This is a genomic window from Streptomyces sp. NPDC091279 (genome assembly GCF_044757465.1).
GTDB lineage: Bacteria > Actinomycetota > Actinomycetes > Streptomycetales > Streptomycetaceae > Streptomyces.
Genome location: NZ_JBIVVA010000001.1, coordinates 761,688 through 782,498 on the forward strand (window position 1 = coordinate 761,688; position 20,811 = coordinate 782,498).

General features: G+C 72.5%; 21 protein-coding genes. 10 read left to right on the plus strand and 11 right to left on the minus strand.

Going from position 1 to position 20,811, the window contains the following annotated elements; genetic code table 11:
- The first annotated feature begins 156 nt into the window (after positions 1 to 156).
- The gene (locus ACIQOU_RS03240) at positions 157 to 2,082 is read left to right on the plus strand and encodes an ABC transporter ATP-binding protein (RefSeq protein WP_401533413.1); all 1,926 of its coding nucleotides are present in this window, start codon (positions 157 to 159) and stop codon (positions 2,080 to 2,082) included.
- Between the two features lie 707 nt (positions 2,083 to 2,789).
- Here ACIQOU_RS03240 and ACIQOU_RS03245 read toward each other — a convergent pair.
- Both ACIQOU_RS03245 and ACIQOU_RS03250 read right to left on the minus strand, forming a co-directional pair.
- A complete protein-coding gene (locus ACIQOU_RS03245) occupies positions 2,790 to 3,962 on the minus strand; it encodes a DUF6745 domain-containing protein (protein ID WP_401533633.1) in 1,173 nt (390 codons plus the stop codon).
- A 518-nt stretch (positions 3,963 to 4,480) separates the two neighbouring features.
- Positions 4,481 to 4,807: a hypothetical protein gene (locus tag ACIQOU_RS03250; RefSeq protein WP_401533415.1), complete on the minus strand. Its 327-nt coding sequence runs from the start codon at positions 4,805 to 4,807 to the stop codon at positions 4,481 to 4,483.
- Positions 4,808 to 4,976: 169 nt separating this feature from the next.
- Here ACIQOU_RS03250 and ACIQOU_RS03255 point away from each other — a divergent pair, with 169 nt between their 5' ends.
- Genes ACIQOU_RS03255 through ACIQOU_RS03280 form a run of 6 tightly spaced genes read left to right on the plus strand, consistent with a single transcriptional unit; the run spans position 4,977 to position 10,428 of the window.
- Positions 4,977 to 5,936 carry an STM4015 family protein gene (locus ACIQOU_RS03255; protein WP_401533416.1) on the plus strand — a complete coding sequence of 320 codons (960 nt, stop codon included), beginning with the start codon at positions 4,977 to 4,979 and terminating at the stop codon, positions 5,934 to 5,936.
- A gap of 5 nt (positions 5,937 to 5,941) precedes the next feature.
- The gene (locus ACIQOU_RS03260) at positions 5,942 to 6,163 is read left to right on the plus strand and encodes a hypothetical protein (RefSeq protein WP_401533417.1); all 222 of its coding nucleotides are present in this window, start codon (positions 5,942 to 5,944) and stop codon (positions 6,161 to 6,163) included.
- Positions 6,144 to 7,325, plus strand: a complete 1,182-nt coding sequence (locus ACIQOU_RS03265; RefSeq protein WP_401533419.1) for an STM4014 family protein — start codon at positions 6,144 to 6,146, stop codon at positions 7,323 to 7,325. Before ACIQOU_RS03260 ends, ACIQOU_RS03265 begins: the two co-directional genes overlap by 20 nt.
- 31 nt (positions 7,326 to 7,356) lie before the next feature.
- On the plus strand, positions 7,357 to 8,172 hold the full coding sequence (locus tag ACIQOU_RS03270; protein ID WP_401533634.1) for an STM4013/SEN3800 family hydrolase: 816 nt from the start codon (positions 7,357 to 7,359) through the stop codon (positions 8,170 to 8,172).
- Positions 8,169 to 9,506 (plus strand): STM4012 family radical SAM protein, encoded by a 1,338-nt coding sequence (locus ACIQOU_RS03275; RefSeq protein WP_401533420.1) that lies wholly within the window; start codon positions 8,169 to 8,171, stop codon positions 9,504 to 9,506. The genes ACIQOU_RS03270 and ACIQOU_RS03275 overlap by 4 nt, the downstream gene beginning before the upstream one ends.
- A 10-nt stretch (positions 9,507 to 9,516) precedes the next feature.
- Positions 9,517 to 10,428 (plus strand): STM4011 family radical SAM protein, encoded by a 912-nt coding sequence (locus ACIQOU_RS03280; RefSeq protein WP_401533422.1) that lies wholly within the window; start codon positions 9,517 to 9,519, stop codon positions 10,426 to 10,428.
- Here ACIQOU_RS03280 and ACIQOU_RS03285 read toward each other — a convergent pair.
- Both ACIQOU_RS03285 and ACIQOU_RS03290 read right to left on the minus strand, forming a co-directional pair.
- The gene (locus ACIQOU_RS03285; protein ID WP_401533423.1) at positions 10,376 to 10,666 is read right to left on the minus strand and encodes a hypothetical protein; all 291 of its coding nucleotides are present in this window, start codon (positions 10,664 to 10,666) and stop codon (positions 10,376 to 10,378) included. The genes ACIQOU_RS03280 and ACIQOU_RS03285 overlap by 53 nt on opposite strands.
- 66 nt (positions 10,667 to 10,732) lie before the next feature.
- The gene (locus ACIQOU_RS03290; RefSeq protein WP_401533424.1) at positions 10,733 to 11,371 is read right to left on the minus strand and encodes an alpha/beta fold hydrolase; all 639 of its coding nucleotides are present in this window, start codon (positions 11,369 to 11,371) and stop codon (positions 10,733 to 10,735) included.
- Positions 11,372 to 11,509: 138 nt separating this feature from the next.
- Between ACIQOU_RS03290 and ACIQOU_RS03295 the strand changes: the two genes are divergently transcribed.
- Positions 11,510 to 12,094, plus strand: a complete 585-nt coding sequence (locus ACIQOU_RS03295; protein ID WP_401533425.1) for a sigma-70 family RNA polymerase sigma factor — start codon at positions 11,510 to 11,512, stop codon at positions 12,092 to 12,094.
- On the plus strand, positions 12,091 to 12,843 hold the full coding sequence (locus ACIQOU_RS03300; RefSeq protein WP_401533427.1) for an anti-sigma factor domain-containing protein: 753 nt from the start codon (positions 12,091 to 12,093) through the stop codon (positions 12,841 to 12,843). Before ACIQOU_RS03295 ends, ACIQOU_RS03300 begins: the two co-directional genes overlap by 4 nt.
- Positions 12,844 to 12,920: 77 nt before the next feature.
- On the opposite strand, the gene ACIQOU_RS03305 is transcribed toward ACIQOU_RS03300, so the two are convergent.
- The 7 genes from ACIQOU_RS03305 to ACIQOU_RS03335 form a co-directional block, all read right to left on the minus strand.
- Positions 12,921 to 13,718, minus strand: a complete 798-nt coding sequence (locus ACIQOU_RS03305; protein ID WP_401533430.1) for a DUF1295 domain-containing protein — start codon at positions 13,716 to 13,718, stop codon at positions 12,921 to 12,923.
- 73 nt (positions 13,719 to 13,791) lie between these two features.
- Positions 13,792 to 15,072, minus strand: a complete 1,281-nt coding sequence (locus tag ACIQOU_RS03310; protein WP_401533431.1) for a class I SAM-dependent methyltransferase — start codon at positions 15,070 to 15,072, stop codon at positions 13,792 to 13,794.
- Positions 15,069 to 15,830: a DUF1365 domain-containing protein gene (locus ACIQOU_RS03315; RefSeq protein WP_401533637.1), complete on the minus strand. Its 762-nt coding sequence runs from the start codon at positions 15,828 to 15,830 to the stop codon at positions 15,069 to 15,071. Before ACIQOU_RS03315 ends, ACIQOU_RS03310 begins: the two co-directional genes overlap by 4 nt.
- On the minus strand, positions 15,824 to 17,113 hold the full coding sequence (locus ACIQOU_RS03320; RefSeq protein ID WP_401533433.1) for an NAD(P)/FAD-dependent oxidoreductase: 1,290 nt from the start codon (positions 17,111 to 17,113) through the stop codon (positions 15,824 to 15,826). The genes ACIQOU_RS03315 and ACIQOU_RS03320 overlap by 7 nt, the downstream gene beginning before the upstream one ends.
- A gap of 811 nt (positions 17,114 to 17,924) precedes the next feature.
- Positions 17,925 to 18,278 carry a hypothetical protein gene (locus ACIQOU_RS03325; RefSeq protein ID WP_401533435.1) on the minus strand — a complete coding sequence of 118 codons (354 nt, stop codon included), beginning with the start codon at positions 18,276 to 18,278 and terminating at the stop codon, positions 17,925 to 17,927.
- Entirely contained in the window at positions 18,275 to 18,961 is a 687-nt protein-coding gene (locus ACIQOU_RS03330) for an Asp23/Gls24 family envelope stress response protein (RefSeq protein WP_401533436.1), read from the minus strand. The genes ACIQOU_RS03325 and ACIQOU_RS03330 overlap by 4 nt, the downstream gene beginning before the upstream one ends.
- Complete coding sequence (locus ACIQOU_RS03335) at positions 18,958 to 19,557, minus strand: RNA polymerase sigma factor (protein ID WP_401533437.1); 600 nt, start codon at positions 19,555 to 19,557, stop codon at positions 18,958 to 18,960. Before ACIQOU_RS03335 ends, ACIQOU_RS03330 begins: the two co-directional genes overlap by 4 nt.
- 687 nt (positions 19,558 to 20,244) lie before the next feature.
- Here ACIQOU_RS03335 and ACIQOU_RS03340 point away from each other — a divergent pair.
- Positions 20,245 to 20,748, plus strand: coding sequence for an Asp23/Gls24 family envelope stress response protein (locus ACIQOU_RS03340; RefSeq protein ID WP_401533438.1), 504 nt, complete (start codon positions 20,245 to 20,247; stop codon positions 20,746 to 20,748).
- Positions 20,749 to 20,811: the final 63 nt, after the last annotated feature.

Sequence of the window (20,811 nt, forward strand, 5' to 3'; positions counted from 1 at the left end):
CACGACGGTGCTGCTTGGCCGCCGCCGGACCGATCGCCCGATGCCCACGCTTGCCGACCGCGGTACTGGCTGCCCCCCCCGCTACTGCCCCTGCTCCCTCCGACCAGCCCACGGTGACCTGATGACCTCCCCTGCCGACTACCCGACGGTGACCCCATGACCACCACTCCCGGTCCTGCCCTGCTTCCCGTCGCCACCGGGCGGCAGACCCGGGCCCATCTCCGACGTGTGCTGCACGGCCGTCGGCCGCTGGTGGCCGCCGTTGTCGGGGCGTTCGTCGTGGACAGCGCGCTGACCCTCGCCGGGCCCGTCGCCACCGGGCGGATCACGCAGGCCATCGCCGACGGCCGTTCCCCGAGCGCGCTGATCGGGCCCGTGCTGCTGCTGGCCGGTGCGGCCGTCGCGGCTGCCCTGACCGGTTGGGCGGCGGCCGTTCTGCTCGCCCGGCTGGTCCTCCCGGTGACCGGACGGCTGCGCGAGGACGCCGTCGCCTGCGCCCTCGCCCTGCCCGTCGACGTCGTCGAGGCCGGTGGCACCGGTGACCTCGTCTCCCGGGTGTCCGGCGACGCGGACCGGGTCACGACGGCCGCCTCCGGTGCCCTCGGCGACTTCGTCTCCGCCGCCCTCGCCATCGCCGCCACGCTGGTCGGACTCGCCGCCCTGGACTGGCGGTTCGCCCTCGCCGGACTCCTCGCCGTGCCGATCCAGGTCCACACCCTGCGCTGGTATCTGCGCACCTCCCGACCCCTCTACGCCGACGGCCGCACTGCCGACGGCCGCCGTGCCTCGGCCCTGCTCAGCGCCTTCACCGCCCTGCCGACCCTGCGGGCCCTGCGCCTCGGTGCGAACCGGTACGCGCGCGTGGAGGAGGCGTCGACGCAGGCCATGACCTACGAGTTCTGGGCGACCAGAGCGGCCACCCGTTTCTACGGGCGCCTGAACGTCGCCGAGTTCATCGGCCTCGCCGCCATCCTGCTCGTGGCGTTCGTCCTGGTGCGTTCGGGAACGGCGGACATCGGCGCCGCCACCACGGCCGCCCTGTTCTTCGTCGGCCTCTTCGACCCCGTCAACACGATGCTCGGCACCTTCGACAGCGTCCAGCAGGCGGGCGCCGGTCTCGCCAGAATCGTCGGCGTGGCCACCCTCGACACACCGGACGGCAACGGCAACGGCAGCGGTGGCAGCAGCGACGGTGGTAGCGGCGGCGTCGAGGGCAACGCCAACAGGAAGGGCCCGCAGCGACGCCCTCACGACCTGCCCGACGGCATGCCCGGCGACACGGCGACGACTCCGGCCGACCGTTCCGCAGCCGTGCTCTGCGTGAAGGGCGTCCACCACCGTTATCGCGGCGGGCCCGACGTCCTGCACGGCATCGACCTCGAACTCCCCGCCGGACACCGCCTCGCCGTCGTCGGCGCGACCGGCTCCGGCAAGTCGACGCTGGCCACGCTGATCGCGGGCCTGCGTCCGCCGCACGCCGGGTCCGTCACCCTCGACGGCGTTCCCACCGCCGACCTCGCGGACCCCGCGGCCGACGGCCGCCGTCGGATCGTGCTGGTGACGCAGGAACACCACCTCTTCCGGGGAACCGTGACGGACAATCTCCGGCTCGCGTGCCGGGACGCCTCCGAGCAGGACCTCGCCGCCGCGCTCGCCGCCGTCGGCGCCGCCGACTGGATCGCCGCGCTGCCCGACGGCGCCGACACCGTCGTCGGCACCGGCGGCACCGACCTGACCGTCGGCCAGGTCCAGCAACTCGCCCTCGCCCGCGTTCTCCTCCTCGACCCCGAGGTCGTCGTCCTCGACGAGGCCACCGCCGAGGGCGGCAGCGACGCCGCCCGCACCCTCGACCGCGCCGCCCGCACCGTCACCGAGGGCCGCACGGCCGTCGTCGTCGCCCACCGGCTGTCCCAGACGGCCACCGCGGACACCGTCCTGGTCATGGACCAAGGCCACGTGGTCGAACGGGGCAACGGCGACGAACTCCGCTCGACGGGAGGCGTGTACGCAAACCTGTGGGCGGCTTGGTCCAGCGGGGGAGAGGCGGAGGACGAGTCGGAAAGTGCGGGGCGACCGTCTTGACGGAGGGGTGGTGAGGGGTGCGTGAGTCGGGTGGGGGGTTGTGGCGCGGGCAACTGCGGGGTGGCTGTGGCGGTGGGGGAGGGGCGCCTGGGAGGGGGCGGCTGTGGTGGGGGCGGGGTGTTTGGGAGGGCGGCTGTGGTGGAGACGGAGTGACTGGGAGGCGGCGGCTCGGGTGGCACTTGGGCCGATCATCCTGGTGGCGCGGTGGCGCGGTGGCGCGGTGGCGCGGTGGCGCGGTGGCGCGGTGGCGCGGTGGCGCGGTGGCCCGATCATCCCGGTGGTCCGGTGGTCCGGTGGTCCGGTGGTCCGGTGGTCCGGTGGTCCGGTGGTCCGCTGCCTGTCCCGGTGGCGTCGGCACTGGCAGCCGTTTCCGCGTCCCGCATAGTTCCGGCACCGGTTCCGCTTCTGGGGCCGGACACCGCGGCGCCGTTCCCGATGAGGTCGGCGGGCACCCGTGACCAAGTGGGAGCCACCCCCGGACGCTTCCGACCACCCCGACCGACTGCGCGCGCCCAACCGATGACCCTCGCCCCCTCTCTCCCTCCCGCCTACTCGGCGCCGCCCCGCACATCTCCCGTCCCCCTCCCGGCCCCCGCCGACTCACATCTCCCCTCCCTCCTCCCGGCCTTCGCCGGCTCACGTCTCCCGCCTGGCCTCTCGGCCCCGTCGGCTCACGTCTCCCGCCCGGCCTCCCGGCCCCCGCCGCCTCACGTCTCCCGAAGTGGTCGGTACGCCTCCTCCGGCAATCCGAAGGTCCAGGCGACGCCCGCTCGGGCGGTGCGGGTGCGTGGCGGGACGCGGAGCCAGTACGTGCGGACCGTGCCGTCCGGTTCCGGTGTGGAGTTGAGGACCTCGACCATGACCACCGGCTCGTCTCCGACCAGGTCGATCCGCCACAGGGTGCCCGTCTCGTCGTGGTCGATCGGGCGGGCGCCGGAGTCCGCGAGGTAGCGGTCGTAGCCGTAGTGCTCCAGCATCACCCGGCGCAGTTCGGCGTTCTCCTCGGCCCGGATGCGCTCCGGCGTCAACGTCGCCAACTCGGCGAGGAACGCCGCTGGGACCGGCATGCCCCGCCAGGCGTACAACGCGAAACCGTCCGGATAGGCGAGCGCGGGGCCGCCCCCGTTGTCGAGCCGCCCCGCCTCGTCACGATGCAGGGCGACCGGACGTTCGCACACCACCGCGACTTTCGCGAACGGCCACCACCAGCCGGCGTTGCGGCACACCGCGCCCAACCCGTCGAGGGGCGCCCGGTCGCCGGGGAAGGCGGCGAGCCACGGCGCGTCGTGCTGGCCCAGCACGGCGTCCAGGAGGAGCAGCCGGATCTCCGCCCGCGCGCGGGAGCGGGCCACCCGGTCGGTGGGGTCTGCGGTGTCGGGATTGTCGGCGCCCGGTGTGCCCGGTGTGCCCGGTGCGCCCGGTTCCGGTCCGGTGAGATCGTCCAGGACCCCCTGTCGTATGCGGTCCACCAGTGCCTGGGTGGTCTCCCAGAGCGCGCCGCCGGTCGCGCCCCAGTGCGCCGACCAGCCCGCCGCCCCCAACTCGGCATGCAGTCGCGCCCGTTCCGCCGCCCACGGCGCCGTTCGCACCGCGTCCCGGACGCTGGGCCCGGTGTCCGCCATCCCCTGGATCAACGTGACCGCCTCGCGCGGCGAGTCCGCCCACACCACCCGTTCCGGTTCGGTGAGCCCGGCGCGGCGGTAGGCCGACCGGACTCCGTTCTCGGCGGCGACCCGGTCGGCGGGTGACGTCGTCGCCGCGTACCCACGCCAGCGGGCTGTCGCCTCGGACGGCCCGGCCGCATAGGTGAGTTGGTCAGCCACGGACCGCTCGGCCACCGTCGTCGTTTGCCCATCCGTCATGTCGTCCACCCCGTCGATCACGCTCATCGAGTTCCCGTTCACCTTCATCGCCCCCGCTCAGGGCACCCACGGCTGCTGGCCGCAGACCCCGCTCGTCCGATCTCCGTTCACCTGCAACGCCGTTGTCCGCAACGCGCACTGTCCCGAGCGAACAGACCGTCAAGCCCCTTACCAAGCACGGCGTTTCACGCACCCGCCACGCTCACGAACCCGACTGGCCGGCTGGCCAGGACCCGTCCCGTTCCCGGCGTTTCAATCACGTGCAACGCATGCCGACGTGGCTGGTCAGCCCCGCCAAGTCCCTTACGGATGACGGCACCTCAACGGTCCGCAACACGCACGACCCCGGCCGATCAGCCCGCCAAGCCCCCCGCCAAGCCCCCTGCCGATCACGCCACTTCAACCGCCCCGCCACGCACACCCCCCAACTGGCCAGCTCCCCAAGCCCCATACCGCCCCCGGCGCTTCACCGGCCCGCGACCCGCGCCGCCCCCTCACGTCCCCACCCCCAGACGCCCAGCGCCCCTCCCGCCCCCTCAGTCCGCCACGATCCGTATCGATCCCGGGACGTACTCGCGTTGGCGTATGACCCTGAACCATCCCGTCGGCAGGGCGATGGCCGCGTGCTCCTCGTGGACCACCCGGCCGCCCTGCGGGAGATGGAGCAGGAACGGTCCGAACGGGCCTGGCTCGCGGACCAGTTCGCCCGGGCCGACGACGGCGTGGGCGTGGCCGGTCACCTCGCCCAGCGCCAGCACCAACCGCCCCCGCCCGTCACGGGGTTCCCTCGGCGCCGCCGCCACGTGGAACGGCACCGCTTCCTCCGTCACGGGCACGATCAGCACGTCTCCCTGCCGGTACACGGCACACCTCCGTCCGCCGACGCACCTCGCGTCGAACTCATGCCACCGACAGTACGAGGCACCACTGACAACGGGCCGTTCGTCCACCCTCGGCACCGCGTTGTCAGTGCCGGTTGGTACAACTGCGATCACCACAGAACACGTCGGATCTCGCCACAGGAGCAGCCGCATGACCATCGGTGATCACTTGCAGTCTCTGTACGGGCTGCCCGACTACACCTTCCCGGGCCCGGAGGAGGACCCGGACGACCTTCCCGACCCCGACGGCTATGCCTGGCGGATCACCAGCGACATCTACGACGTCAACGAGGACTGCGTGGCGGCCTTCGCCCGGTTCTGCGAGGACGTCGACACCACCCGGGTCCGGGCCCTGATCATCGGCGCCTGGCAGGACGCGTACGACACCGATCCGTCCGCGGTGATCGAGGCGTTGATCGCGGCCAAGGACCGGTTTCCGGCGCTGCGTGCCCTGTTCGTCGGGGACATGGTGATGGAGGAGTGCGAGATCTCCTGGATTCGCCAGACCGACGTCACCCCGCTCCTCGCCGCGTTCCCGAGGCTGGAGGAGTTCGGCGTGCGCGGCGGAAAGGATCTGCGGTTCCCCGCCGTCAGCCATGCCGCGCTGCGCAGGCTCACCATGGAGAGCGGCGGGCTGCCCGCCGAGGTGGTGCGCGGATTGAGCGCCAGTGACCTGCCCGCGCTGGAGCGGCTCGACCTGTGGCTCGGCACCCCCGACTACCACGGCAACAGCGAGGTGGCCGACCTGGCGGGCATCCTCTCCGGCGCCCGGCTGCCGAACCTGCGTGAACTGGCCCTGCGCAACAGCGAGATGCAGGACGCGGTCGCCGCCGCCGTGGCCGCCGCCCCCGTCGTCGCCCGCCTCGACGTCCTGGACCTGTCCATGGGCGTCCTGACCGACGACGGCGCCGCAGCCCTCCTCGCCGGGCAGCCGCTCACCCACCTCAAGAAGCTCGACCTGCACCACCACTACCTCAGCGAGCCGCTCCAGGAGCGCGTCCGCCAGACCCTGGAGACCGCCGGCGTGGAGGTCGACCTCGACCGTGACGACGCCGACGAGGACGAGCGGGACGACGGCACGGTCTGGCGGTACGTGGCCGTGGGGGAGTGACCTCGATGCCCGCGCGCTCCCACCCCGCGCACCGCGAACGGTTCCACGGCCTGACGGTGCACGCGTGCGGCGGGCCGTCGGAGCAGGGCCGCACCGGGGCTCGGCCCGCGCCCGCTGCGGCTCTGCTCCGACGCCATCCGGAACCGCACTGCGTCGCGGTCGGCCGCACCCCGAACTGCCGCCGCCCGTACCCCTGCGAGGCACGTCATGTCGTCGTCGGTGAGTGAACGGGCGCCGCGTTTCGCGGTCGTCGGCAACCCCGAGAACCGGCGGGTCGGTCTGTTCGCGGACGCGGTCCGGGCCGCCGGACTCCCCGCCCCGCGCGTCGTCGCCTGGATCGACGTCCTGCGCGGCGGCGGGGCCGAGTTCGGGCCCGAGGAGATCGTGCGCGTCGACTCACCGGGCGAGAACGACGAGGTCGACCGGTGGCTGCGCGGCGACCGCGAACCCACCCGGGTCGAGGGCTCGGCCCGCTGGTACGCCGGGCTGACCGCCGCGCTGGGCGGGCTGCGCGGCGGACACCGGCTCGACGACCCGGACGACCTCGCCGTCCTCTTCGACAAACGGCGCTGCCACACCGTGCTCGACGCGGCCGGTGTGCCGGTGCCCGCCTCACCCACCTCGGGCCCTTCGGCGGCCCCGGTGCGGGGCTGGGACGACGTCCGCGCGCTGATGCGGGAGCACCGGATGCCGCGCCTGTTCGTCAAGCCCGCGCACGGCTCGTCCGCGTCCGGCGTACTGGCCGTGGAGTCGGCGGGCGGCGGCCTGATCAGGGCGACCACCTCCGTGGAACGCACCGCCGACGGCGCCCTCCACAACTCCCTCAAGGTGCGCCGCTACGAACGCGAGGCGGACATCGCGGCGATCGTCGACGCGCTCGCGCCCGACGGACTGCACCTGGAACGCTGGCTGCCGAAAGCCTCCCAGCAGGGGCGGGCCGCCGATCTGCGGGTCGTCGTGGTCGCCGGACGGGCCACCCACGCCGTCGTCCGCACCAGCCGCACCCCCCTCACCAACCTCCACCTCGGCGGGAAGCGGGGCGACCTCGACGCCGCCCGGCACGCCGTGGAAGCCGCCGGTGCCCGCTGGGCCGACCTCCTCGGCGTCTGTGAACAGGCCGCCGCCTGCTTCCCCCGCACCCTCTGTGTCGGCGTCGATCTGCTGCCCGCCGTCGGCTGGGGCCGCGCCGCCGTCGGTGAGGTGAACGCCTTCGGAGACCTCCTCCCCCGCCTCACCGGCCTCCCCGGCAGCGGCGCGGAAGGCCTCGACACCTACGCCACCCAAGTGGCGGCCGCCCTGCACCGCCACGCCCCCGCACCCCACCCGCACCAGCCGCACCACCCGCCCACCGAAGGAACCCCGCATGCCGCCGCCCGCACCGACGACTGAGCCGCCGCCCGCACCGACGTCCGAGCCGGACATGAGCGAGGTCGTCGGCAGCCACGACCTGCTCCTCGTCACCCTGGACACCCTCCGCCACGACGTCGCCGCCGAACTCGCCGCCGAGGGCCGCCTGCCCCACCTCACCCGCCATCTCCCCGGCGGCCGCTGGGAGCAACGGCACGCCCCGGGCAGCTTCACCTACGCCTCCCACCAGGCGATCTTCGCGGGCTTCCTGCCGACCCCGGCCACCCCGGGACCGCACCCCCGGCTGTTCGCGGCGCGCTTCGCGGGCAGCGAGACCACCGCCGACGGCACCTTCGTCTACGACACGCCCGACCTCGTCTCCGGCCTGGCCGAGGCCGGCTACCGCACCGTCTGCATCGGAGGAGTCGGCTTCTTCAACCAGCGGGGCCCGCTGGGCTCGGTGCTGCCCGGACTGTTCCAGGAGGCCCACTGGACACCGGAGTTCGGCGTCACCTCACCCACCTCGTTCGAGAACCAGGTGGCCCGCGCCGAACACGTCGTGCGTGAACTCCCGCCCGAACAGCGCCTGTTCCTCTTCGTCAACGTCTCCGCCCTGCACCAGCCGAACTGGTTCCACCTGCCCGGCGCCACCCGCGAGGCCGGAGACACCCGCGCCACCCACGCCGCCGCCCTGGAGTACGTCGACCGGCACATCGGACGCCTCTTCACCACGATGAGCAGCCGACGGCCCTGTTTCGCGATCGTCTGCTCCGACCACGGCACCGCCTACGGCGACGACGGCTACACCGGACACCGCCTCGGCCACCCGGCCGTATGGACCGTCCCCTACGCCCACTTCTTCCTGGACCCGGCGGAGGCCGCCCGATGACCCTCGCCCCACCGACCACCACGAGCCCCTACCAGAGCTACGTCTACGCCTACCCGCACAAAACCGCCTACCGGCCCCTGCCCGAGCGGCGCGCCCTGCGTTCCCTGTGGGCCACTGAACCGAAGGACGCCCTCTCCCTCTACCTGCACATCCCGTTCTGCGAGGTCCGCTGCGGCTTCTGCAACCTCTTCACCCGCATCGGCGCCCCCGACGGCCTCACCACCGCCTACCTCGACGCGCTGGAGCGGCAGGCGGACGCGGTGCGCGACGCGCTCGGGGACGACGCCCGGTTCGCCACGGCGGCCTTCGGCGGCGGCACCCCCACCTTCCTCACCGCCGCCGAACTGACCCGCCTGTGCGACCTCGCCGAACACCGCATGGGCGCCGACCTCACCGCCGTTCCCCTCTCCGTCGAGGCGTCCCCGGCCACCGCCACCGCCGACCGCCTCACCGTCCTCGCCGAACGCGGCACCACCCGCCTCAGCCTCGGCATCCAGAGCTTCGTCGACGCCGAGGCCAGAGCCGCCGTCCGGCCCCAGCGCCGCGCGGACGTGGAGAACGCCCTCGCCCGCATCAGGGACGCGCGCATCCCGGTCCTCAACATCGACCTCATCTACGGCATCGACGGCCAGACCGAGCGGACCTGGCGCCACTCCCTCGACGCGGCCCTCGCCTGGCGACCCGAGGAGCTGTACCTCTACCCCCTCTACGTCCGCCCCGGCACCGGACTCGGCCGCCGCACCCCGACCGACCCCGACCCGGCCTGGGACGCACAACGCCTGCGCCTGTACCGCGCGGGCCGCGACCACCTCCTCGCCCACGGCTACGTCCAGCAGTCCATGCGCATGTTCCGGCGCGCCGACGCCCCGCCGCAGGGCGCCGACGACTACGCGTGCCAGTCCGACGGCATGATCGGCCTCGGCTGCGGCGCCCGCTCCTACACCTCCGGGCTGCACTACTCCTTCGACTACGCCGTGCACATGCCCGAGATACGCGGCATCATCGACGACTACGTCTCCCGCCCGGCCGCCGACTTCGCACACACCGGGATCGGCCACCCGATCGACGTCGACGAAGCGCGCCGGCGCCATCTCCTCCAGTCGCTCCTGCAAGCCGACGGGCTGCCGCACGCGGAGTACCGGGCCCGGTTCGGCGCCGCCCCCGCCGAACACTTCGGGACCGCACTCGCCCGGTTCGGCGACCGGGGCTGGCTCGACGACGACGGACACGTCCTACGGCTCACCCCCGAGGGCCTCGCCCACTCCGACGCGATCGGCCCCGACCTGTTCTCACCGGCCGTACGGGCCGCGATGGCCGCCTACGAGAGGAAGTGACCGGCCCGCCATGGACCTGACCCTCCTCTACCGAGGCCCCCTCGCCTCCTGCGACTACGACTGCCCGTACTGCCCGTTCGCGAAAAGACGCGACACCGGCGCCCAACTCCGCGCCGACCGCGCCGCCCTGGAACGCTTCGCGACCTGGGCCGCCCACCAGAGCGACGACCACCTGTCCCTCCTGTTCACCCCCTGGGGTGAGGGCCTGGTCCGCTCCTGGTACCGGCGCACCCTCACCGAACTGTCCCACCTCCCGCACATCCGCCGCGTCGCCATCCAGACCAACCTCAGCTGCCGCACCGACTGGCTGGCCCACGCCGACCCCGACACCCTCGCGCTGTGGTGCACCTACCACCCGGGCCAGACCCCCTACGACCGGTTCCTCAGCAAATGCCGTGACCTGGGCGAGCGCGGTATCCGCTTCAGCGTCGGCGTCGTCGGACTGCCCGCCCACCTCGACCACGCCCGCCGCCTCCGCGCCGACCTGCCCGACCACGTCTACCTGTGGATCAACGCCGCCGAGGGCCACACCTACCAGGACGCCGAGGCCGACCAATGGACCGACCTCGACCCGCTGTTCCCCTACAGCCGCCACCCGCACGCCAGCGCCGGACTGCCCTGCCGCACCGGCGAGTCCGTGATCTCCGTGGACGGCGAAGGCACCGTACGCCGCTGCCACTTCGTCCCCGCCCCGCTCGGCAACCTCTACGACGACAGCTACCGCGCCGCCCTCGCCCCGCGCGCCTGCCCCCTGGCCACCTGCGACTGCCACATCGGCTACGTCCACCTGGAGACCCTGCCCCTGTACGACGTCTTCGCGGGCGGCGTCCTCGAACGCATCCCCGCCACGGGCGCGGACCGACCCGGCCTCAGTCTCCGGGCAACTCCCTCACCAACGGCGCCACTTGGCCCGTCTCGATGAGGAACCCGTCGTGCCCGTACGGCGAATCGATCACCCGCAGCCCGTCCGCCGACGGGATCAGCGCCGCCAACTCGCCCTGCTGGTACAGCGGATAGAGCCAGTCGCAATCCACCCCGGCCACCAGCGCCCGCGCCCGCACCCGGCGCAGCGCGGCCCGGACACCGCCCCGGCCCACGTCATGGGCGTTCATCGCCTCCGACAGCACGACATAACTCCCCGCGTCGAAACGGCGCGTCACCTTCCCCGCGTGATGGTCGAGAGAGGACTCGACCCGGTACCGGCCCCCGCGCAGGGTCGGGGTCGGTCACGCGGCGCCCGGGCTCGACGACAGCAGCCCGGCCACCACCGACGCCGCCGCACGGTGCCACCGCCCACTCCGGCGGAGCATCGCGTGATCGCCGCCCGGCACCCACGTCATCTCGGCCCGCGCGCCCGCCGTTCGAGCCCGTTCCACCAACGCCGCCGAGGCCCGCGGGTCGGTGATCCGGTCCCGGTCGCCGTGCAGCACGACGACGTCCTTGCCCCGCAACTGCTCCACCGGCTCGCCGTCCGGACACCAGGGCGCGAGCGCCAGCACCCCGCTGACCTGGGGCGCGGACGCGGCCCGCAGCGCCGCCCGCCCTCCCATCGAGTGGCCGACCAGGACGACCGGGATGTCACCGGCGAGCCGGGCCAGTTCGTCGAGCGCGGCCAGCGCGTCCCGCAGGGGGTCGGCGTTCTCGCCGTTCCAGCCCCGCAACCGGTAGCGGACCTCGCCGAGGAAGACGCCCCCGTCCGCCGTCGCCGTCGCCACGGAACGGACGAACGGCCGCATCCGCACGGCGGCCAGCTGCCACGGACGCGAGACGCCGCCGTCGACCTCCGCGCCGCCGTGCAGGAACAGCACCGCCGCCCGGGCCGGTGCCGCCGACCGGCGTGTCACCAGCGCGGTGTGCCCCGTCATACGTGCTCCTCTGTGTACGCGTCCATGCCGCTGAAGCCTGCCGTCGAGTGTCACCCGGGATCAACCCGGCCGCCGACCAATCCGAAGGACCGAACAGGATCGGATTACGTCCGGAACTGTCCTGACCACGGAGGAACCGTGAAAGAAGCCGTTCATATCGGCAGAAATCCCTCGACGGAGCCGGACCTGGAGGAGTTGGTGGGCCGCGTCGCACTCGGCGACGAGGGCGCGTTCGCCTCGGTGTACGACATCGTGGCCGGACCGGTCCTCGGCGTCGCCCGCGCCGTCCTGCGCGACCGGGCCCAGTCGGAGGAGGTCACCCAGGAGGTCCTGGTCGAGGTCTGGCGCACCGCCCCGCGCTACCGGGCCGACCGCGGAAGCGCCGTGAACTGGATTCTCACCCTCGCCCACCGCCGCGCCATCGACCGGGTGCGCTCGGTGGAGGCGGCGGCCGCCCGCGACCACAAGGCCGCGCTGCTCGCGCGGACCCCCGAGTTCGACGAGGTGATCGAACAGGTGGAGGCCCGCCTCGAACGCGAACAGGTACGCCGCTGTCTGCGCACCCTCACCGAGATCCAGCGCCAGGCCGTCACCCTCGCCTACTACCGGGGGCTCACCTACAGCCAGGTCGCCGAGGCGCTCGCGCTCCCGCTCGGCACCGTCAAGACACGCCTGCGCGACGGCCTCATCCGGCTCCGCGACTGCCTGGGGGTGACCGCGTGATCACCGCGGACCTGCACCGACTGACCGGCGCCTACGCCCTGGACGCCCTGTCCGACGAGGAGCGCGACGCGTTCGAACGACACCTCGGGGACTGCGAACCATGCGCCCAGGAGACCGCCGAACTGACCGCCACCGCCGCCCGGTTGGGCCTCGCCGTCACCGAGACCCCGCGCCCCGCCCTGCGCGAGCGGGTACTGGCCGGGATCACCGACGTCCGCCAGGAATCACCCGGCGGCCCGGTCGCCACCCGCACCGGCCGCACGGTCGCACGCACCCGACGGCTGTCCCGCTGGGCACTGGCCGCCTGCCTCGCCGCGGCCACCGGCTTCGGGGGAACGGCGGTGTGGCAGCACCAGCGCGCCGAGGACGCCCTCGGCCGGGCCCACCGCGCCGAACAGGCCGCCGACCGCATCACCGCCGTGCTCTCCGCACCGGACGCCCGAACCCGGACCGCCCGGCTGGCGGGCGGGGCCACCGGCGCCGTCGTCGTCTCGCCCACGCAGAACAAGGCGGTGTTCGTCGTCTCCGGAATGCGACGGCCCCCCTCCGGGAAGGTCTACCAACTCTGGTTCGCCGACGCCAAGGCCATGCGGTCGGCCGGCCTGATGAACCCGGCCTCCGGTGACCAGACGGTTCTGCTGAAGGGCGCCGTCGACAAGGCATCGGCCATGGGCATCACCGTCGAGCCCGCCGGTGGCTCTCAGCAGCCGACCAGCACACCGATCGCCTTGATGAACCTCCCTGCGTGAAGGGCGCGTTGGGGGATAGGTGGAGGGGGGCGCGGTCCAACTGGACCGCGCCCCCACCCATATGACGAGGAGTCATCTCACCTCGGTGGCCAGGGGAAGAAGCCGCTGGTGCGGGCCGCGTACTCGGCGTATCCGGGACGGTCCGCCAAGTGCCGTTCCAGCAGCCGCTTTCCGCTGCCCCAGATGAGCAGCCCACTCATCACCAACGGCGACACCACCGTCAGCGCGGCGGCGGCACCGGAGTCGCACACGAGGAGATAGAGCCCCCACCAGACGCAGAAGTCACCGAAGTAGTTCGGGTGCCGGGTGTAGCGCCACAGCCCGCGGTCCATCACCTGCCCCCGATGGGCCGGGTCCGCCTTGAAACGCGCCAACTGCGCGTCCCCGACCGCCTCGAAGGCCACACCGACCGTCACCAGCGCCGTTCCGGCCCAGGCCGACGCCGTCACCGGTCCGCTCACGTACGGCGCGGCCTGCACCGGCAGCGACACCAGCCACACCAGAGCACCCTGCACGAGGTACACCACCCGCAGCGCGTACAGATTCCGGCTGCCCCGCGCCCTCGCCAACATCCGCTCGTAGCGCGGGTCTTCGCCGTGCCCGGCGCCGCGCCGCGCGATGTGCACGGCCAGCCTCAGCCCCCACACCACCGTCAGACCGGCCACCAGACACCGGCGCACCGGGTCCCCGCCACCGGCCGACGCCACACAACTCGCCACCGCGACCGCCGCGAACGCCAGCCCCCACGCGACGTCGACGACCCGATGCACCCCCAGCCGCACGGCGACGGCGAACGTCCCCAGCATCACGGCGAACGCCGCGACGGCGGCCCACCCGAGATTCACCCCGAACCCCGCCCACCCGAAGCCGTTCACGACCGCACCCCCACGACGTACCGCACCCGCCGGGCACGAGACACGCCCCGACGACGCTCACCGGGTCGCGCGCTCACGCGTCCTCCTTGGTGAACAGATACTGCTGCACATCGAGGTAACCGGACCGGAACCCGGCCTCCGAATAGGCGAGATAGAGGGTCCACATCCGGCGGAACGTCTCGTCGAAACCGAGGGCCTCGACCTCCTCGGCCCGCTCCGTGAAGCGCTCGCGCCACAGCCGCAACGTCTCGGCGTAATGCCCGCCGTAGCCGTCCCGCCGAACCGTCCGCAGCCCGGTGTGGTCCCGCACCGTCTCGGCGACCGCCTCCACGGACGGCAGCAGACCGCCGGGGAAGATGTACTTCTGAATCCACGTGTACGTGTTCCGCATGGCCAGCATCCGGTCGTGCGGCATCGTGATCGCCTGCAACACGGCCCGCCCGCCCGGGACCAGCCGCGCGTCGATCGTGCGGAAGTACTCCGGCCAGAACTCGCGCCCCACCGCCTCGACCATCTCCACGCTCACGACGGCGTCGTAACGTCCCCTGGAATCACGGTAGTCGCACAGTTCGACGTCGACCCGGTCGGCGAAACCCGCCGCCGCGACCCGCTCCAGGGCCAGCGCCCGCTGCTCACGGGAGAGCGTGAGCGAGGTGACCCGGGCACCGCGCGCGGCGGCACGGACGGCCAACTCACCCCAACCGGTCCCTATCTCCAGGACCTCGGAGCCCTCCCCGACCTCGGCGAGATCGAGGAGCCGGTCGATCTTGCGGTGCTGAGCGGCGGCCAGCAGATCCCAACCGGCCGGAAAACCACGGAAGACGGCGGAGGAGTAGGAGAGGGTGTCATCGAGGAAGAGGGCGAACAGCTCGTTGGACAGGTCGTAATGACTGCTGACGTTGTCGCGGGCGCCGTCCGGCGTGTTGAGCTGGGCATCCGGCTTCCGCAACGCCCAGAGCCCGCGCAGCCGTTGGAGCGGAGCGGGGATCAACCGTGCCGCGTTCCCGGCGAACACCGTGAGCACACCCACCAGATCGGGCGCGTCCCACTCACCGGCCATGTACGACTCGCCGAACCCGACCAGCCCCTGGCCGCCGATCCGCCCGAAGAACGCCCGGGGATCGTGGATGTCCAGCACCGGCCCGCCCAGCCCGGCAGACCCGCCGTCGGCGAACCGCACATCCAGGGGCAGCCGTTCAAGAGTGCGGCGCAGAACGGACGCGGTGACGGCGGTCCGCGCGAACGACGACGTCGGTGCCGCCGCCACATCCGGCCAACGGCCGGGGTCCACGGGCGAGGTGCGGGGGAGCGGGGCCGACTGCCGGGTGACGGGGCGGGGTTCGGCGGTCCTCATGAGACGTTCTCCGGGGTGCGAGGGGTGCGAGGGGTGCGAGGGGTGCGAGAGGTGGGACGGGGCTGGATGGGCAGTCGGCGCAGGAACAGGCGGATGCCGTGCAGCCGGATCGCGACGGACACGGCGAGGGTCGACCACGGATGACGCAGGGCCAGCTGCACCAGCGCACCCGGTGAAGCCTCCCGGCGAACGCCCCGCACGGTCGCGGTGAACGGCCTGCCACCGGCCCGCTCCAACTGCACGGTGACATCGAGCCGTTCACCGGGTTCCGGCAGCCGCATCCGGTAGCGGCCGTCGACGGGGAAGAACGGCGAGACGTAGAACTCCTTGTCCACGCACGCCCTGCCCGCCGCGTCCGGACGCAGCAGATAGGAATGCCGCTCGCCATAGGTGTTGTGCACCTCGGCGACCACACAGCGCACGGTGCCGTCGGGGGCGTGGCACCAGTAGAGGGTCAGCGGATTGAAGACGTACCCGAAGACCCGCGCGTGGGCGAGCATCACGACCTCCCCACCGGCCAGGTCCACGCCGTGCGAGGCGAGGAAGGCGTCCAGCCCGGCACGCACGGTCGGGTGACCCCCGTCGAAGTGGTCACGTGCGTCGAACCGGGCCAACGGCCGTATCGGCCAAGGGAGTCGGGGCGGACGGTCGGGGTCGATCAGCCACATGTAGGTGCGGTGGCGCAGCGCGTGGCGGACGGGCGCGGTGCGTACATGACCGATCGCGCAACGGTAGAGAGCGGGGCGGGAGTTCACCAGCGCACCCCCAGGACAGCGGCGGCCGCCGCCCCCGACCGACAGCCGTCCTCGTGGAAACCCCAGCCGTGGTAGGCCCCCGCGTAGGCCGTGACGCCGGTGTTCAACTCGGGAAGCCGAGCCTGCGCGGCCACCGACTCCGGCGTGTAGAGGGGGTGTTCGTACACCATCCGGGCCAACACCCGGGTCGGATCGACCCGGTCGGCGCCGCCCAGCGTGACGACGAACGTCTCCGGTGCTTCGATGCGCTGGAGCCGGTTCATGTCATAGCTGACCCGCACCTGATCGGCGCCGGTCGCGCAGGACGGCATCAGATAGTTCCAGGAGGCGCGGGCGCCACGGGCGCGGGGGAGGAGCGCCGTGTCGGTGTGCAGCAGCGTGGTGTTCCGCGCGTAACGGAACGCGCCGAGCACCTCCTTCTCCCGAGGGGTGGCGTCGGCCAGCAGTGCCAGCGCCTGATCGGGATGGACGGCGACGACCACCGAGTCGTACGCGCGGGTGATGCCGTCGTGCGCGGTGATCTCGACGCCGTCCGGATGCCGACGCAGCGCACGCACCGGCGAGCCGAGGCGCACGGAGTCGAGCCGTTCGGCCACCCGGTCGACGTACGTGCGCGAACCGCCGGTGACGGTCCGCCAGGTCGGCGCCCCGGTCACGGAGAGCAGGCCGTGATGATCCAGGAACCGGAACAGATAGGCCGCCGGGTAACGTTGAGCGGTCTCGGCATCGCAGGACCAGACCGCGGACACCAGCGGGGTCATGAAGTGGGTACGGAAATAGGCCGAGAAGCCTTCCCGATCCATGAACTCACCCAGGGTGCCGCCCTCTTCGGCCTCCCGCGCCAGCACCCGACGGGCCGCACGATGGAACGCGGGCACCTCGACGAGCATCCGCAGATAAGCGCCGCGCACCACAGCACGGGGACGGGCGAACAACCCGGCGAGGCCCCGGGCACCGGCGTACTCCAGGCCACACCCTTCGCACCGCACCGACATGCTCATCTCCGACTCCTGCGTCACGACGCCGAGTTCGTCGAAGAGACGCAGCAGGTGGGGGTAGGTGCGGCGGTTGTGCACGATGAAACCCGAGTCGACACGGTGGACGGTGCCGTCGCGGGACGTCAGGGTGTGCGTGTGCGCGTGACCCCCGAGCCGGTCATCGGCTTCGTACAGGGTGACGCGGTGCCTGCGACCAAGAACGTACGCCGCCGTCAGCCCCGCCACCCCACTACCCACGACAGCCGTCCGCCGCCGACTATCCGCCGCACCTGGTGACCTGTCCGACATCGCTTTCTCCTCCTGCCACAGCCCCCTGACTCACCCGTAATCCGAAGCCGACGGGGGGAACGGATTGGCCGAGGCTGGATCTTCGTGGAAGGGAGGGCGGGGCAGGGCAGGGGAGAGAAGGGAGGGGAGAGAAGGGAAGGGAGGGGAGGCCTGGTCTGGGCTGGCCTGGTTTCGGCCGAGGCAGGGGGTGGGTTCGGGGTGTGGGTGGATTTAGCGGTGGCGGGAGGTGGGAGTGGAGGCAGTGGGGAGGGGGAGGCGGGAGTGGAGGCAGTGGGAGAGGGGGAGCGCAGGGTGCGGTGACGGGGCAGCACTGGGCTGGCCCGGGGGTGTGGAGGGCGGCTCTGCGCTTCGCGCGGGACACTTGAGCGGCTTGGCTGATGCCTGGAGGGAGTGGGTAGGGCGGGGCGCTGGGGGGAGGGGCAGCGGGCGAGGGCGGGTGGGTGATCGGGGGATGTCCGGCGTGGGTGTCCCCGTACTTAGCGGCTCTGGCTCGGTGGGGGTAGGAGCCTGGGGCCCTAGCCTTGGACTTCAAGGCCCTGTTTCCCTGGACGCTCCGCCCCCTCCCCCCTCCCCCCCCGCCCTCCACCCCCAGTTTCCGGACTGCCGGGCAGGCCAACTTCCTGGCCTCCCCCGGCCAGGACAGGCCAGGCTCCCGCCCCTAGCCCCCGTAGCTCCCGGACCGCCAAGACAGGCCGCCCCGCCTGGCCCCCGGGAGCGGACCAACGTCCCGCTCGCTCCCGGCAGCGGAGCCCCCCCCGACGGTGGACCAACCTCCCCCCCCGAGGGGCGGACCAACCCTCAACCTCCCGGCTCAGACCAGCCCTGTCACCGTCACACTCACCCGCGCCCCACTCGCCTCCGCCGGAAACAATGCCGCCATCCGTGCCTCCACGGCCCGTCGGGCAGCCCGCGCCACCTCCACGGTCCGCGCGTGCCGCAGGGCGACGAGATGGATCTCGACGCGCCACGGCTCGGTGCCCTCGGCCCGGCTCAGCCGTACCCCGGCGGTGGGCGCGGCACCCGCACCCCGGTCGCCCTTGGCCAGTGCGGAGCGCACCCGGACCAGGCCGCTGAGCCCTGGCTTGAGGAAGGCCACCCCCGGTACCTCCACCACGGCCCGGGCGATCTCCTCGGTGAGCGTCGTGTGTGCGGTGTACTGGGTCATCGGGTACGGCCTTCCTGGCTGTCGGCCGGCGGGTCGACGAGGTCGGTGACACGGATGTCCACGGCAGCTATGTCCATGCCCAGCTCGTGGCCCGCGGCTTCCAGCACCCGCAGCCGCACCTGTTCGGCGAGGTCCGGGAGGTAGGCGTCCGAGGGCGCGTGGACTTCGAGGCGCACATCCACCGGACCGATGTCGGTGAAGTCCCCACCGGTGGAGGTGTGGTCCGCGCCGGTGGCGGCAGGGTCCGAGCCGGTGGAGCTGCGGTCCTCGACCGTGTGGGGGACGAGTCGGCACGACCCGGCCCGCACGCCGGGCACGCTCTCGGCCGCCGAGCGCAGCGCCCGTGCAGCCACCGCCTCCATGATCCAGAGATCCTCGGTGGGCTCGCCCAGGGGCAGCGGACGGCCGGGGCGCAGTTCGAGCCGGACGACGTCCATGACCCGTCGGGTCAACGACGTCAGCTCGTCGGTGTACGTGTCCGTGGTCTCCTCGGGCAGGCCGCGTACGACGGACTCCAGCCCTTCCAGCTCGTCTGCGGCCTGCCTACAGTGCAGGCAGGAACGCAGATGCGGGTCGTCGGTCTGCTGCTCCCAGGAGTCCCAGACCTGAGAGAGCAGCCGTCCGCAGGCGAGCTGTTCGTCGTCGTCCAGGGTGCGGTCGGGCGGGTCGGTGTGGGCGGTCATCGCCAGGCCCCCAGTGCTTGAGTCAGGCTGCGTCGTGCACGGAAGACACGGGCTCGGACAGCCTCCTGGCTGATGCCGACCGCGTCCGCGATGAATTCGTAGGACTGGCCGTCCCATTCTCTCAACACCCAGCAGGCGCGCTGCTCCGGCGACAGGTCGTCGAGTGCCGCGCGCAGCTCGCGGACCGCGCCCCGTGCCTCGGCGATCCGGGCCGGTGAGGCGGTGTATTCGGGTGCGTGGATCTCTCCGGCGGCCTCCAGGGGAGAGGAGGGTCGGCGAGACCGCAGTATGTTCAGACAGCGGTTGGTCACGATCCGGTACATCCAGGTACTGAACGCCGAGCGGCCGTGGAACTCCGGCAGCCGCCGCCAAGCGCTGATGAACGCGTCCTGCACGGCATCCTCCGCTTCGGACCGCTCGCCGATCAGCCGGGTGGCGAGCCGGAGCAATGCCGGGGCGTGGCGCTGCACGAGCACGGCGAACGCGTCCTCGTCCCCTTCCGCGGCCCGGACCGCGAGCAGCGAATCATCGACATCGCCGCCTTCGGCATCGCCGCCGACGGCGCTGGCGCTGGCGTCGACGGCATCGTCCCGCATGTCAGGTGGTGCGTTCTCTCTGCGGGCCCCCGCCACTGGGTGGCTCCTTTCATCCGGTGTCATCCGGTCTCAGCAGATTAGACACGGCCGTGCCGGGCTTGTGACGCACCACTTCCGGCGGGCCGAGTCCAGGCGGGCAAGGGGCCGGCTTGAGCAGACGGGGACGGCTCGGCTCGGGGTCGGCGTGGCTCCGGCTGGAGGGTTACTCAGCCTCGGGTGGCTCAGCTCGGGGGCGAAGGGCGGCTCGGCCCGGGCGAAAGGTGACTCGGCTCGGACAGATGGAGAACGAGTTCAAACCGGACCGTGACACCCGCGACCGCTGCAACCGCCGAAGTCCGACCCTGTCGCCCGGCGGCCCGCCGAGGCCCGACCGCTTCGACCACCACAACCAAGCCGCTCCGCCCGACCAACCCCGAGCACCGCCGCTGCCGCTGCACCCACGACCGCTCCGCTTGCCAAGGCCTCACCGCTCCGCCCAGTTGGAACCCGAACCCCATCGCCCAACCCCGAGCGCCCCAGCGCCCCTCCCCTCTCACCTCCGCCGATTCCGCCCACCGGCTCCTCCATTCCGTGGGTGGCGAGAACTGATCGAAGATTTTTCGGGTAGGTGCGTCACAGAAGCCGGCGGCGTGGGTCTGACGTTGTGAGAGCAAGTTCCGGCAGCACAGAAAGAAAGAAGGACGCGTCATGACCACGCAGACCGTGCCCACGGCCAAGGACCTCTCCCTCCCGCAGGCGGGACGGGGCACACAGACCACCACGGCCGTGTCCACCGGCGTCGCGGGATCGGACCAGCCGGCCGCGAACCGGGGCCGGACATCGATCGCCGACGTCGTCGTGGTGAAGGTGGCGGGCATCGCGGCCCGGGAGATCCCGGGTGTGTACGACATGGGCGGCGGCCTCTCGCGCACCATCGGAGCGGTCCGCGACCGCGTGCCCGGCGGCCGTCCGAACGTGGGACGTGGAGTGAAGGTCGAGGTCGGCGAGCGACAGACGGCCATCGACCTCGACCTGGTGGTGGAGTACGGCGTCCCGATCACCGACGTCGCCCGTGACGTCCGGGAGAACGTGATCTCGGCGGTGGAACGCGTCACCGGCCTGGAGGTCGTCGAGGTCAATGTGACGGTGAACGACGTGCACCTGCCGGAGGAAGACGGTGAGCCGTCCGGCCCGGACTCCCGCGTGGAGTGAGCGTCCGTCGCTCGGATCGGTAGCCGTTGACACCAGACCGGTAGCCCTTGGCATGAGGAGCAC